The 12,917-nt window shown below is 41.5% G+C and carries 13 protein-coding genes and 2 pseudogenes; 7 read left to right on the top strand and 8 right to left on the bottom strand.

Going from position 1 to position 12,917, the window contains the following annotated elements:
* Positions 1 to 175: 175 nt before the first annotated feature.
* The 4 genes and pseudogenes from B3J29_RS09345 to B3J29_RS09330 form a co-directional block, all read right to left on the bottom strand.
* A complete protein-coding gene (locus tag B3J29_RS09345; RefSeq protein ID WP_004781446.1) occupies positions 176 to 679 on the bottom strand; it encodes a GNAT family N-acetyltransferase in 504 nt (167 codons plus the stop codon).
* Between the two features lie 97 nt (positions 680 to 776).
* Positions 777 to 1,511: an outer membrane protein OmpK gene (locus B3J29_RS09340; RefSeq protein WP_004781448.1), complete on the bottom strand. Its 735-nt coding sequence runs from the start codon at positions 1,509 to 1,511 to the stop codon at positions 777 to 779.
* 193 nt (positions 1,512 to 1,704) lie between these two features.
* A pseudogene (locus B3J29_RS09335) lies at positions 1,705 to 2,525 on the bottom strand (IS5 family transposase).
* A 62-nt stretch (positions 2,526 to 2,587) separates the two neighbouring features.
* Positions 2,588 to 2,731 carry a hypothetical protein gene (locus tag B3J29_RS09330; RefSeq protein ID WP_155757201.1) on the bottom strand — a complete coding sequence of 48 codons (144 nt, stop codon included), beginning with the start codon at positions 2,729 to 2,731 and terminating at the stop codon, positions 2,588 to 2,590.
* Positions 2,732 to 2,972: 241 nt separating this feature from the next.
* On the opposite strand from B3J29_RS09330, the gene B3J29_RS09325 reads away from it, so the two are divergent.
* The 4 genes from B3J29_RS09325 to dsbD all read left to right on the top strand — a co-directional run bounded on the left by B3J29_RS09325 (position 2,973) and on the right by dsbD (position 6,666).
* Positions 2,973 to 3,341: an HPF/RaiA family ribosome-associated protein gene (locus B3J29_RS09325; protein ID WP_005232722.1), complete on the top strand. Its 369-nt coding sequence runs from the start codon at positions 2,973 to 2,975 to the stop codon at positions 3,339 to 3,341.
* Between the two features lie 128 nt (positions 3,342 to 3,469).
* Positions 3,470 to 4,012: an ankyrin repeat domain-containing protein gene (locus tag B3J29_RS09320; RefSeq protein ID WP_004781453.1), complete on the top strand. Its 543-nt coding sequence runs from the start codon at positions 3,470 to 3,472 to the stop codon at positions 4,010 to 4,012.
* A gap of 24 nt (positions 4,013 to 4,036) precedes the next feature.
* Positions 4,037 to 4,804 carry a transporter gene (locus B3J29_RS09315; protein ID WP_005232720.1) on the top strand — a complete coding sequence of 256 codons (768 nt, stop codon included), beginning with the start codon at positions 4,037 to 4,039 and terminating at the stop codon, positions 4,802 to 4,804.
* A 17-nt stretch (positions 4,805 to 4,821) separates the two neighbouring features.
* Positions 4,822 to 6,666, top strand: a complete 1,845-nt coding sequence (gene dsbD / locus B3J29_RS09310) for a protein-disulfide reductase DsbD (RefSeq protein WP_004781456.1) — start codon at positions 4,822 to 4,824, stop codon at positions 6,664 to 6,666.
* A gap of 55 nt (positions 6,667 to 6,721) precedes the next feature.
* Here dsbD and B3J29_RS09305 read toward each other — a convergent pair.
* Positions 6,722 to 7,911: pseudogene (locus B3J29_RS09305) on the bottom strand (GGDEF domain-containing protein).
* Between the two features lie 273 nt (positions 7,912 to 8,184).
* Here B3J29_RS09305 and B3J29_RS09295 point away from each other — a divergent pair.
* On the top strand, positions 8,185 to 8,754 hold the full coding sequence (locus B3J29_RS09295; RefSeq protein ID WP_005232710.1) for an FMN-dependent NADH-azoreductase: 570 nt from the start codon (positions 8,185 to 8,187) through the stop codon (positions 8,752 to 8,754).
* Between the two features lie 71 nt (positions 8,755 to 8,825).
* Here the strand turns inward: B3J29_RS09295 and B3J29_RS09290 are convergent, their stop codons facing one another.
* Positions 8,826 to 9,737: an alpha/beta hydrolase gene (locus tag B3J29_RS09290; protein WP_005232708.1), complete on the bottom strand. Its 912-nt coding sequence runs from the start codon at positions 9,735 to 9,737 to the stop codon at positions 8,826 to 8,828.
* A gap of 155 nt (positions 9,738 to 9,892) precedes the next feature.
* On the opposite strand from B3J29_RS09290, the gene B3J29_RS09285 reads away from it, so the two are divergent.
* The gene (locus B3J29_RS09285; RefSeq protein ID WP_004781465.1) at positions 9,893 to 10,330 is read left to right on the top strand and encodes a DUF2147 domain-containing protein; all 438 of its coding nucleotides are present in this window, start codon (positions 9,893 to 9,895) and stop codon (positions 10,328 to 10,330) included.
* 85 nt (positions 10,331 to 10,415) lie between these two features.
* Here B3J29_RS09285 and B3J29_RS09280 read toward each other — a convergent pair whose 3' ends face one another.
* Entirely contained in the window at positions 10,416 to 10,766 is a 351-nt protein-coding gene (locus B3J29_RS09280) for a Spx/MgsR family RNA polymerase-binding regulatory protein (RefSeq protein ID WP_005232706.1), read from the bottom strand.
* A 474-nt stretch (positions 10,767 to 11,240) separates the two neighbouring features.
* Complete coding sequence (locus B3J29_RS09275) at positions 11,241 to 12,059, bottom strand: exodeoxyribonuclease III (RefSeq protein ID WP_005232705.1); 819 nt, start codon at positions 12,057 to 12,059, stop codon at positions 11,241 to 11,243.
* A gap of 41 nt (positions 12,060 to 12,100) precedes the next feature.
* On the opposite strand from B3J29_RS09275, the gene pyrE reads away from it, so the two are divergent.
* On the top strand, positions 12,101 to 12,751 hold the full coding sequence (gene pyrE / locus B3J29_RS09270; protein WP_005232704.1) for an orotate phosphoribosyltransferase: 651 nt from the start codon (positions 12,101 to 12,103) through the stop codon (positions 12,749 to 12,751).
* Positions 12,752 to 12,917 lie beyond the last annotated feature (166 nt).

Here is a 12,917-nt window from a genome sequence, read left to right as displayed (position 1 = left end):
TCAAATTTACGGATCCATCTCTGGAGAATACTGATAAAGATAAGCCATTTATTCATAATTTTACTCAACTGACATTATTCTGGTTTTAATAGAAAATTTTATCTATCCGCAATTTTTCTAACAGATTATTGACCTGTTTATATTAAGTTTTACATAAAAAATAAAATATTTTGGTTTAGTTCAGGTTGAGTTGCATTAATACCAGATCGCGCCATTGTCCAAATTTCTGTCCAACTTCCGGCATATAACCGGTTTGTTTAAAGCCTAATTTCTCATGTAAGGCAATCGATGCCTGATTTTCATGGTCAATGGCACCGACCATAACATGGATTGCATTTTGCTGGGCATGTTCAATCAGCTTGAGCATCAGGGCTTTGCCCAGACCTTGCCCAATAAAATCTGCATGAAGAAAGACAGAATGTTCAACAGTGTGTTTAAAGCCCTGGATGGGCCGAAAAGTAGAATAATCCGCATAACCTGCAATTTGCTTGGATGCTGAATGTTCAGCCACCAATAAAGGAAATTGCTGAGCACTTAATTCACTTAGCATGTTCTGAAAATCCTGAATTGTCTTTGGCGTGCTATTCCAGGTTGAGGTTCCGTATAAGATTTCAGCATTGTAGATCGGGAGTAGATGTTCCAGATCTTGAATTTGAGCAGGACGAATAATAAAGCTCATAAGCAGATGCCAAAAAAGAAAGAGAATATCTAACCATAACCTGAATTTAGGCAATAAAAAAGCAGAACCGAAGTCCTGCTTTATTCATTCTAAAAACTTAGAAGTGGTATTTAACCAATGCGCTGACATCGTGTTGATCAACGTCAGTACCAAATTTGTTATTCCAAATAGAATGTTCAATACCGAGGTAAAGTTTAGTCTCAGGAGAGATATGCTTACCAACGTTCCATTTGTATTGTGAAGTCCAGTTCAATTCGCTTTTGTGATCAGGACCTTCAGCGGTTGACCAGTCCAGGAAAGCATCTGCCAGGAATTCTTCGCCACCAATTTTAAATGGAACTGCATAAGTGATCGTCATTTGATAATCATCTTTTTGCAGGTCATTGTCAGCTTTGTAGAAGTTAATATTTGCATAGCTAGTATATGGAATATTAAGTGCAAAACCGATCCCGTATAGGTAGTTATTAAAGTCACTCGCACCGCTATTGCCCTCCCAAGTAGTGGCAATAAGTACGTCTTTAATTGGGCCAAGTTCAAGCTTTTGACCAGTGACTGCACCTAAACTTAAACGCGGTGCAACTTCGAAGTAAGTTTCATTACCGAAGTCATTATTGGTACGGTCAGCAAAGGCGAAGATATCACCATATTTTAAACCAGCTGCATATTCAGCAGTAATGGTTGATTGATCAATTTTTTCATTACCCGCTGCAAATGGTGCTTTATAGTTTTCACCATATAAAGCTGACAAACTAAAATCTTGCCAAACTGCTGCCTGAGTGAAAGCTGCTGTTGAAGCTAATGCACAAAGTGCCGCGATTTGTGTAAATTTCATTTAAATATCTCCCCCGAGAAAGCAGCTTAAGGATACAGATTAATAAGTAAAAATAAAGTCAAAATTGATCGCTGACAGAAATATTTCATCGTCTTGAGCTGATGATAATTTGAGATATTGGGAGAAGAAGGTTTATAGGATATTTAAATGAAGTTAAGTTTTTATATTTAAATTAGATCTCTTGCGAAAGTCATTATTGCAAGTTTATCCGGTTTACGAGTGCAGCAATTAAGTTAATGCGTAAACCGAATCTTTTCCGTCTATTTTGATGGCGTTCACTTAATATTCTAAATGTTTTCAATTGACTATTGATGTGTTCGATCACAACTCGTATTTTTTCCAAGCATTTTATTGTACTTTTTCTCAGCATCAAATAAAGGTAACTTCTTCTTTTTCTTGATTGGCATCAATAACTTAAATCCCTCTTGTTCTAATCCATAGTACCCTAAATCCGTCAGAACATATTCACAATGTTTAAACTTCTTAACCGTTTTTCTTGCCAGTTTAATATCATGCTGACTGCCATTTGATACATCGATCCCTATGATTTGTTTGCTCTGCGGATGATAAATCACTTGGGTTTTTAGTGTATGTTTCTTCTTTTTACCACTGTAGAACTTATTCTGGTTTTTTTTCGGGCGTTCTATTGAACATTCTGTCGCATCAATAATGACCCAGTTAAAGTGTTCGTCTGCTGTGGTAATACTTCGTTTTGGCAGTAAAACATCTCGATTTCATCAAAGCATCTTCAACCTTTTTAATGGTTCGACTCACATTACTTTCAGCGATATGGTAGTATGCCGCCAATTCTAGTTGAGTGCTGTAGTTGCGTAAGTAATTGAGCGTTAATAACAACTGATCCTCTATAGCTAAAGTATGAGGACGACCTGATTTCTTTTTAAGTGATTCTGCTTTTTCTAAAACATCGACCATTTCAGTAAAAACTTATCGAGGTACGCCAACCAAGCGTTTGAATTCAGAATCTGAAAAACGATTTAATTTCTGATATCTCATGAAATTTATATTGAGGTGGTTTTTACTTTCGCAAGAGGTCTATTAATTTTAAGAATAGAAACTCAATTTTGAAGCTGGTTAAAGTAAAGACATAGATCCTCTATGAACAGGGCAAAGACTGCTTTAATTTTGGGAAAGTCATGTGAATAGTATTTCGATTGTCCCAAATCTGGAAGGTCAATCATGATCCGGTAAGCAGTTGTCACGATCGGTTGTCCTTTTGCTAAAAAAATCAAAATATCACTTGCATATTTTCAACAGAGGACCGATATTCGAAGTAATAGGAACACGGTTCTGCAGACTCAAAAATGTGTTCATCATTCAATCTGGAGGGTTTTATCCAAAGCGATTTGAAGATGTGAAATGCAATATAAAACAGCAAGCTATACACGTGCCAAGATAAAAATTCTGCACTAAAAAGTTAAAATGATTTGAGGATGGTATTTTATGAACATTGAACTCCGTACCGATAAAAACATTCGCAATAGTGATCGTCTAATTACTTACGTTCGTACCGAATTAAATCAGGAATTCCAGCGCCACAGTGAGCGTATTACCCATTTCTCAGTGCATCTTAGCGATGAAAATGCCGCCAAAGGAGGCGATGACGATATTCGCTGCATGATCGAAGCACGTCCTGCCGGCTTGAAGCCAATTGTCGTGAACCATCATGGTCATAATGTTGATACTGCCATTCATGGTGCTATTGACCGTTTAAAACGCAGTCTGGAACATGTGATTGAGAAAAAAGATAACGTACGTAGCACTCCGCTAAAACTTGCGGAAGAAGATACAGGTACAGATCTAGAACAATAAATAATTCGCAGATGAAAAAGGCCCTACGGGGCTTTTTTCAATTTTAGATAAAATAAACGAATGAGAACAAAACAAATCCTGCTTTATTCGGCATAATAGTGAAAAACGAATTTGAAGTGAGCTTCATCATGTTAACTGCGCAACAACAGCTTTTTGTGCAAGCACTCGAAGAACTTAATCTGGGTCAGGTCAAACAGCTTTTGGCAGATGGACTTAACCCGAATTTTATTGATCTGGAAAAAGGCCCAGTCATTTCCATCTGGTCGGATGGTCTGTTCAAATGGTGGGAAGAAGTGTGCGAAGCTTATGAAGCGGGTAGTCCATTAACTGCCGAAGAAAAACAGCAACGTCTGGACGTACATTTACAGATTCTGGAAGCACTGATCCAGGCCAAAGTCAATTTGCATCTCTGGGATGCTGAAGAAGTTTATGGCCCACTTTGGGATGCGGCCAGTGCAGCCTGTGTACCTGCAGTGCAGCGCCTATTAGAAGAAAAAGTCAATCCAAACAGCAAGGATGAAGAAGGATTAACCATTCTGTCATCGATTAGTGATTTATTCTTTGATTGTGATTTTGATGAAATTAACTGGGCAGAAGCACTGGAAGAAGAAAAACAGACCCTAGAATTATTGCGTAGTCATGGCGCAAAAATGACCAAGGAATTACATTAAATTTTAAGAAAGAGCTCCAGCAAGATGAAGACAACTTTAAGAATATTGGGTTTGATGGCACTGATGGGTGTGAGTGCACAGCTTTGTGCAGCAGTAGAGTTTGACCGACCAGGTGAAGGTCTGGGCACCAGTACAGTTCCAGTGGGTCAGTTAGCTTGGGAACAGGGTTTACCGAGTTTCTCTTATAGCGAAGCGACTGTGGATGGAAGCAAGCTGAAACAAACCACTTTAAATGCCGATGTCTTGTTGCGTACCGGTTTGACTGATGATCTGGAATTACGTTTAGGCTGGGCCGGTCCGGCTTGGTCACAAACCAAGTTCAATGGCCAGACTGAAGAGGATGATGGCCTGGGCGATGTCAGTATTGGCCTGAAAAAAGCCATTGATCTGGATGATGAAAAACTCAGTATGGCGCTGATGGCTGAAGCCATTATTGCCACAGGTAATGCTAATTTTAGCAATGAAGAAGATATTTACAGTCTGAGCTCAGCAGTTGCTTATCAATATAATGATTTGGTGAATACTGCACTGACCATGCGTTATGAATGGCAGGATAGCAACTGGGCGATTACTGCGATTCCGACTTTAGGCTATCAGATTGCTGATCGCTGGTCAGGTTATTCAGAACTGATCTATCGCAAAGCCGAAAGTCAGGATAATGAATATGCGCTAGGCACTGGCGTCATGTATGCATTGAATGATCAGGTACAACTTGATGCCAGTGTCGGGGTGGATCTGGAAGGTCAAAATAAAGGTTACTTCTCAGGCTTGGGCGTATCGTTCCTATTCTAAGCTGCTCTTATTTCGATATGACCAAAGTACTACGGTTTAAGATCGGGAGAAAAGTATTTTCTCCAGTCTTATTGGGCACAGTGTTGCTTAGCAATATTGCTCAGGCAGAAGCACCTTTGCTTTCGCCTGAGCAGGCTTTCCCTCTGAGTATCAGTTCAGTCACTCAGCAACAGGCTGAACTTAGCTGGGAAATTCCGCAAAACTATTATCTTTATCAGCATAAGGTAGAGCTAAAGCAGGGAAGTCAGCCGATGACCTTGCAATTACCACCCGCTGAAGATCTATATGATGAAAACTATGGTCATACCCAGGTTTATTATCAGCAATTAAAAGTTCAGATTCCGACACAGGCGGGTCAAACTTATCAGGTCAGCTGGCAAGGCTGTGCCAAAGACAGGCTTTGTTATCCTCCTCAAACCATTGAATTCAAGACTGACTTATCCGGTCTGGTGCAATCTGAATCTACTAGCTCGGGTAATAAAAGGTTACTAGATCTAAGCAGCTCTTCCTCGCAACACAACCGGATTATGGCAAATTCTGCTGATGATCTAGAATCAGGAAATACAGACAGCAAAATCGTCGAAGTCATTTCTACACGATCCAGCAGCGACTCGGCACAAGATCAGCAATGGTCTGCACGTCTCGCTGAAAGTTCGCTAGCTTATGGATTACTATTGTTTTTTGGCTTGGGCATTTTGCTGGCATTTACGCCATGCTCTTTGCCGATGCTGCCAATTCTGACTTCACTGATTGTTCGTGATAGCAAAGGCATCAAGGCTTGGATGATTGCCCTAAGCTTTGTAAGCAGTATGGCCACAGTCTATGCGGTACTGGGCTTGATCGCGTCTTCAGCCGGACTCAACTTTCAGCGCTGGTTACAGCAACCTGCCACCCTGATGGCATTTAGTGCACTATTTGTGGTATTTGCCCTCAACCTGTTTGGCCTGTTTGAAATTAAAATGCCACAGCGTTTGACACAGCGTCTGGACCGGGTTCAGGCGATGCAGCAAGGGGGAACTCTGGTCAGCGCTGCGGTCATGGGATCTGTTTCTGCCTTGCTGGTCGGGCCTTGTATGACGGCACCATTAGCCGGTGCATTATTATTTATTTCCCAGACCCAGAACCAATGGCAAGGCGCAGTGCTCCTATTTACTTTAGGTTTCGGTATGGGTACCCCGTTGCTGCTGGCCAGTATTATGGGGGCACGCATTCTACCCCGAGCCGGGCACTGGATGAATCAGGTGAAAGTGCTTTTTGCTTTCATCATGCTGGCTCTGGCCTTGTATTTTATCCGTCCGTTGATTTCAGAAGCTGCATTGCAGTGGCTGTCGCTAGGGCTGGGCTTAAGCTTTGTTGCCTATGTTCTAGCACGATTATTCTGGAAAAATACCGGACTGCGCTGGCTTTATATCATCTGTTTGGCTATCGCCGTGCCTTATATTACATATAGTCAGTATCAACATAGTCAGCGCTTTTTTGTTGAAACTGCCCAACAACAGGCGAGTTGGCATATAGCAAAAACAGCTACTGAATTTGAACAGTTACTGGCTACAGTACCGAAAGGGCAGAAGGTCATTATTGATGTCTATGCTGATTGGTGTGTGGCCTGTCAGCCGATTGAACATAAAGTATTAAAGGCAGCTGCTGTTCAGCAGGCCTTAGCCCCTTATTTTCTGATCAAGCTTGATCTTAGTCAGTATGATACTACCCATCAGACTTTACTTAACCGATGGGAAATTCTGGGACCACCGACTTATTTATTTCTCGATACTAAGCAGCAGGAGATTCGCAGCTTACGTTTGACCGGCGCATTTAATGAAGCAGAATTGTTGGCACAGCTACAGCGTTTAGAGCAGCTCTAGCATTCACTTTAAAGCTTTTCGGGTACATGCTTTAAAGTGAATAAAGCCGAAAATATCAGGCTGGTTGAACTTTCAAAGGTTCCAGATAAGATTTTACCTGATTCCGTCCATTGGCTTTGGCCTGATAAAGGGCCTGATCGGCCTGGCTCAGGAGTTGCTGCGGGCGTAATTCTGGTTTTGAAATAGCAATACCAAAGCTGGCAGTCACCGGAATTAACTGTCCTTCATCACTAAAAATCTGTAGTTGCTGGATCGCGCTTCGGCAACGCTCTGCAACCTGCTGAGCTTTTTCCAGGCTGGAATTATTCAGGACCAGAATAAATTCTTCACCACCGAACCGGCCCACCACATCACTTTCACGTAATTGCTGGTTCAGTACCGCACTGACTTGTACCAGTGTTTCATCGCCCTTGTGATGTCCATAGTAGTCATTGATCTTTTTAAAATGATCCAGATCCAGCAGCACCAGGGCATAGTTAAAAGTCGCAGTACTATTTAACTGATCCAGACACTGATTAATGCTGCAGCGATTAAACAAGTTGGTCAAGGGATCAATCTGGCTGAGATGGTTAATCAGCTGTTCACGATAGCGCCATTGACTGAGTAAAATCTCAAATAAAATCATACAGACAGCAAGAATCGGCAGGATAAAATACAGCATTGATAATAGCCAGAAGCTATTATGGAAAAACTGGTCCTGAATATTAAAGAGTGGTGAATAAGGCAGTTGTTGGTTAAAGCTTAAATAGGCACAAGTCACCAGAAACAGTGAGGCCGGAATCAGCATGCTATAGATCAGTCTCCGGTGAAACAGGACCAGTCCTACCGTCATCAGGCAGACATAGGCAATTGTGGCTCCGGACTAATCATGCCTACGATATACGCATCCCGACACAGGGAAACCACAAAGATACCCACTGCCAGATAGGGAAAATATCGTTCTATTAGCGCATTGCCCTGAAATTTATAACAGGGATAAATCAAAAGAACCAGCGCCAGTAAAAACAGGCCATTCATGTGAACCTGGGAACGAACAACGTCAATATGGACATGCTGCCAGTATTGTGGATGTGACAGGACAAACAGATCCCAACTTAGCCAGCTTATATGTATGCCACAGCCAAGTGCCAGCATCAGGATACACTTTTTCAAAATCCCCCAGTTCATCACTACTTCATCTTCGATCAGATATTTCTTGAGTCGATGATTCTGGAATTTTTGTAATATTGCTGACATTCGCTTCATACAACAGGTCTGACCTTTATTGTTATTGCTAAGTTTTTAAAAGATAGAAAAAAAATATTGCTTTAATTANNATTATTTACAGAAATACAACATAAAATTAATTCATTGATAATCAGTAATATTTATCAAAAATTAAAAAAAAGGAGAAAAATTAAGTTGGGAATTTATTGTTCTAAATACGCAATGAAGTGTTTTATTTAAACCCATTATTTCATTATTTAAAATTTATTAAGCTATGTCTATTCCCGAACAATGAACGGACCAAATTAAGCAATGAAAATTTTACAGATCGATTCCAGTATTTTAGGTGATGCCTCTATTTCCCGTCAGTTGACTCAAGCTATTGTGGGACAGCTTCAACAGAAACATGGTGAAGCAGTTGAGCTCGAATATCTGGACTTGGCTGCACAGCCGATTCCACATTTAACTGCTGAAATTTTGATGGGTCAGAATCTTGAGCAGGCGGCTTTAGGTGAACAGATTTTACAGCAGTACTTACAGGCGGATATCGTGGTAGTTGGGGCCGCTATGTATAACTTCGGCCTACCTTCTACCTTAAAAGCCTGGATTGACCGCATTAGTGTGGCAGGGCGTACTTTTAAATATACAGAAAATGGCCCAGTGGGTCTGGCAGGTGAAAAGAAAGTCTATATTGCCAGTAGCCGTGGTGGTGTTTATGGCGAACAAAGCCCAGTCGATTTCCAGGAAGCTTTCCTGAAAACTGTATTTAACTTTACTGGCGTAACTGATGTGCACGTGATTCGTGCTGAAGGCGTCAATATGGGCGATGCTGCGAAAAAGCAGGCGATTGAAACTGCGATGGCGCAGGTAAGCCAGATCTAAAAAGCGATAGATAATCAATGAACAGAAAAGGTCAGCAATCGCTGACCTTTTTTATGGCTTCTTTTAAATTTCTAGTCTTGATCTAGACGATGGGCAAATTCCGAAAGATCCGCCAGCGCTTGTCGGGCCTCTTCAAACCAGGCACTAAACATCTGAAAATTATGCCACATGCCGGTATATAACTTGAATTCAACCTCGACACCCGCCTGTTCCGCTTTTTCCTTGAAGCGTGTGGCATCATCCAGCAGAATCTCTTTAGATCCCACCTGTATATGTATCGGCGGCAAACCACTGAGATCGGCAAAAAATGGGGAAATCTCTGGATCACCACGATCCATTGCACTCGGTACATAATACTGAATCCCGGTTTTCAGGGTTTCAATCGACAGCAGGGCATCATGTTTCTGATTATAGCGTAGTGATTCACTGGTCAGGGTCAGATCAAGGAAAGGGGAAAGTAGAATTAGCCCACTCACTTGGGGCAGGCCTTCCTGCTGTAATTTGAGTGCCAATGCCAACGCCAGATTAGCACCACACGAATCTCCGGACAGAATAATATCCTTAGCCTGAATGCCCTGATCTAATAACAGATTATAGACATCAAATAGGGCCTCCAAAGGTTCAGGATAAGCAGATTCAGGAGCCAGAGGATAATCAATATGCAGTACCTGCATCTGGGTGCGAGCGGCAATCTGGGTCATAAAGGCACGATGGGTATTTAAGGAACCGAGATAAAAAGCACCACCATGAATATGGAAAATCAGCTGGCTGGATTCCTGCTGTGGTTTGATTTCCTCGGCATGTACACCTGCCAGCCGGAGCGAACGGATTTGTACGGATTTATCTTGCGGAAAAATCTTGCACATCTGCTCCAGTGCGACCCGTAAGGAGCTTGGAGGAAGATTGAACCGACTAGGCGCGCGGATGGTCGCTTTTAAAAGACTTTCTGTAATTAATTGTTTCGTCACGGGGCTCATCTTCATCTTCTTTCCATCTTTTTCTGCTTTTATTGACTATGTTGATTATTTACCAACAATATTTACAAGGTTACACTAAATAGTCACAGGTAAAAATTGCAAAAATGTTGTGACTTTTTAATACTACATCGGTCTATCTCAGACTAGGGAAATGAAGAAAAATGAAAAAAATTACGCTAATGTTAGGACTACTCGGCTTATCTGCGCTGGCCAATGCTGCAGATCCTTTAAATGGTACCGTTTGGAAAACGATTGACGACGAAACCAAGCAACCAAAGGCTATAGTAAAATTTACTGAGCAAAAAAATGGGACATTATCTGCAAGCATCCAATCGGTATTAACACCGGGTGAAGAAAATGCTTGTACAAAATGTGAAGGTCCGTATCACAATAAATCGCTGAAAGGTTTGACGATTGTGAAAGGCCTGAAAAATACAGGCGGAACCAGCTATGACAGTGGTTCGATCCTAGATCCAAAATCTGGTAAAACTTACAAATTGAAAGGCAACCTGACAGATGGTGGTAAGAAGCTTGAGCTACGCGGTTATATCGGCGTGTCTGCTTTAGGTCGTAACCAGACCTGGATTCGTGCCAAATAATGGATCAGAACCGTTCTCTAAAAACTACCATAAAAAAAGCCTGACCTCTGTCAGGCTTTTTTTATTCTTCCCATTTATCGAACGATTAGTCTTTTAACTCCCGATAAGCGGCTTCGTCAAAACCAGCGATAAAACCAGTTGCGGTCTGTAATACCGGACGTTTGATTAAGCTGGTATGAGTAGTTAAAGTGGTAATCAGATTATTTTCATTGGCAAGCGCATTTTCCTGCTCTTCAGTAGTAAGTTTACGCCAGGTAGTGCCTTTCTTATTCAGGACTACATCCTGACCCAAGGCATCCAGCCAGGTTTTGATGGTTTCTGCATCGATGCCCTGTTTTTTATAATCATGAAATTCATAACTCAGACCTTGCTCAGTCAGCAGATCAAAGGCTTTCTTCATCGAACTACAATTTTTAATTCCGTAAATTTTTAACATAGCTGCCATCTAAAAAATTTAAATCATGAACTAGCTTAACCAAATTGGCAGCAGCAGACCATGCAAAAGCAAATGAAAAAAAGGAAAAAATTTTAAATAGCAGAAAAGTCATGTCATCAAAATGACATCAAGCAGCTTTAATATGAGCAGCAAGAAAAAGAACAATCTAAATAATAAGAAAAATAAAAATTTGGGAATGATAGAAAGAGAAAACCCGCATTTAATCATCCTGATCATGCGGGTCTCGATCCAACGTCCAATGTCACATCCATGCAAAACAAACTAAATCTGATAGTTTGTTTTATTTTCTTCCTACGGCGTCCTGTCCTTATGTTGTCGTCCTGACATGTCCTTGTGCCGTAGCGCTATAATGCTATGTTATTACATTGAGATAAACCCAAAAAATACGTCATGTCATGTAAGAGATAAGCCTTAATTGAGTGAACAAATGTTCACTCAATCTTTAGGTCAGTTTTAGATTTTATAGTCAATAATTACGGGTGCATGGTCACTAAACCATTCATCTCTATAGACCCAGGCATTTACAGTACGGTCTTTCCAGTCCGGGGAACAGGCCTGATAGTCAATCCGCCAGCCCACGTTCTTGGCGCGTGCTTGTCCACGGTTTGACCACCAGGAGTATAATTCGGCTTCTTTGCGGACTTCACGGAAAGTATCCACGTAACCGAGTTCATCGTAGATATGATCTAGCCAGGCACGTTCGTGCGGTAAACAGCCCGAGGCTTTCTGGTTGCCCGACCAGTTTTTAATATCAATACGTTTATGCACAATATTATAGTCACCGCAGACAATCACCGATTTATTTTCATCGCGCCACTGTTTCAGGATTTTTGCATATTCTTCCAGAAAGTGATCTTTACGTGCCTGCGCTTCATCGCCCGAAGAACCTGAAGGTAAATACAGGGAACAGATATGCGCTGTTTTTTCCAGACCCAAGTCAAATTCTGCCGAGATAAAACGGCCTTGAGAATCAGCTAGTTCAAAACCCAGCCCATCGGTAATCGAAACAAAAGGCAGACGGCTGTAAATCGCTGTACCGGCATAACCTGGACGCTCGGCAGGGAACAGGTGAGTATACCAGCCTTCAGGCTTGAATTTGTCAGTCCACTGCGCATGGGTAATCCGGCTTTCCTGCATGCAGATCACATCGGCATCAGACTGTTCGATCCACTCTAGCAAGCCCTTGCTGACAGAGGAACGTAAACCGTTGACATTAATTGAAACGACACGAAGAATTTTTTGATCACCTGGATAGCTACTCTTTGGTATCATGCGCAAGTCTTACCCTTAATTAATGGATTTAGGAGCACCTCATGTCAACGCCAGCTCATTTTAACCCGCAAGCTTTTATCGAACTCGCATTATCACGTGGTGTGCTTAAATTTGGTGAGTTTACTTTAAAATCAGGACGTGTGAGTCCTTATTTTTTTAATGCTGGCTTGCTCAATGACGGTGAAGCCTTGTCATTACTGGCTTCTGGCTATGCTGCAAAATTAACTGGATGTGACAATGTTGAAGTGATTTTTGGACCAGCATACAAAGGCATTCCTTTTGTAGCAGCTACAGCAGTGGCACTGTCTCAAAATCATGGCGTAAGCGTGCCGTGGGGCTTTAACCGTAAAGAAGCCAAAGATCACGGTGAAGGTGGTGTGCTGGTAGGTGCTTCAGTGGAAGGGAAAAAAGTCTGGATCATTGATGATGTGATCACAGCTGGTACTGCGATTCGTGAAGTGGTCACTATCCTGAAAAATGCTGGTGCACAAATTGCAGGTGTACTGGTTGCTCTTGACCGTCAGGAAAAAGGCCAAGGTGAATTATCCGCCATTCAGGAAGTGCAAAAAGAACTAGAAATCCCAGTACATGCACTGATTACCATGAAAGATTTAATGAATTACCTAGATGCAAAAGGCGATAATGATGCATTGGCGAAGATGGAAGCTTATCGTGTGAAATACGGAATCTAAGACCTGATTCACCAGATAAAAAGTAAAGTCTTAGTAATCTAAGGCTTTACTTTTTATGGGAAGAAAAATTCTGTTCAGGCGACTGTATTTGAAAGAAATAATAAGATAGAAATTTTGATCTAGATAAACTTTAAATTCGATAAGTTATATTAGACCTCTTGCGAAA

The sequence above is a fragment of the Acinetobacter sp. UBA5984 genome, assembly GCF_002429925.1.
In the GTDB taxonomy this organism is placed as follows: domain Bacteria; phylum Pseudomonadota; class Gammaproteobacteria; order Pseudomonadales; family Moraxellaceae; genus Acinetobacter; species Acinetobacter variabilis.
Note: the sequence above shows the minus strand (reverse complement) of the source record. Positions and strands in the feature narration are given on the sequence as shown.

Bases quoted from the DNA above. Each gene is read 5' to 3' on its own strand.
- B3J29_RS09345 (WP_004781446.1), bottom strand. From the start codon at position 679: ATGAGCTTTATTATTCGTCCTGCTCAAATTCAAGATCTGGAACATCTA.
- B3J29_RS09340 (WP_004781448.1), bottom strand. From the start codon at position 1,511: ATGAAATTTACACAAATCGCGGCACTTTGTGCATTAGCTTCAACAGCA.
- B3J29_RS09325 (WP_005232722.1), top strand. From the start codon at position 2,973: ATGAACATTGAACTCCGTACCGATAAAAACATTCGCAATAGTGATCGT.
- B3J29_RS09320 (WP_004781453.1), top strand. From the start codon at position 3,470: ATGTTAACTGCGCAACAACAGCTTTTTGTGCAAGCACTCGAAGAACTT.
- B3J29_RS09315 (WP_005232720.1), top strand. From the start codon at position 4,037: ATGAAGACAACTTTAAGAATATTGGGTTTGATGGCACTGATGGGTGTG.
- dsbD (WP_004781456.1), top strand. From the start codon at position 4,822: ATGACCAAAGTACTACGGTTTAAGATCGGGAGAAAAGTATTTTCTCCA.
- B3J29_RS09295 (WP_005232710.1), top strand. From the start codon at position 8,185: ATGAAAATTTTACAGATCGATTCCAGTATTTTAGGTGATGCCTCTATT.
- B3J29_RS09290 (WP_005232708.1), bottom strand. From the start codon at position 9,737: ATGAAGATGAGCCCCGTGACGAAACAATTAATTACAGAAAGTCTTTTA.
- B3J29_RS09285 (WP_004781465.1), top strand. From the start codon at position 9,893: ATGAAAAAAATTACGCTAATGTTAGGACTACTCGGCTTATCTGCGCTG.
- B3J29_RS09280 (WP_005232706.1), bottom strand. From the start codon at position 10,766: ATGTTAAAAATTTACGGAATTAAAAATTGTAGTTCGATGAAGAAAGCC.
- B3J29_RS09275 (WP_005232705.1), bottom strand. From the start codon at position 12,059: ATGATACCAAAGAGTAGCTATCCAGGTGATCAAAAAATTCTTCGTGTC.
- pyrE (WP_005232704.1), top strand. From the start codon at position 12,101: ATGTCAACGCCAGCTCATTTTAACCCGCAAGCTTTTATCGAACTCGCA.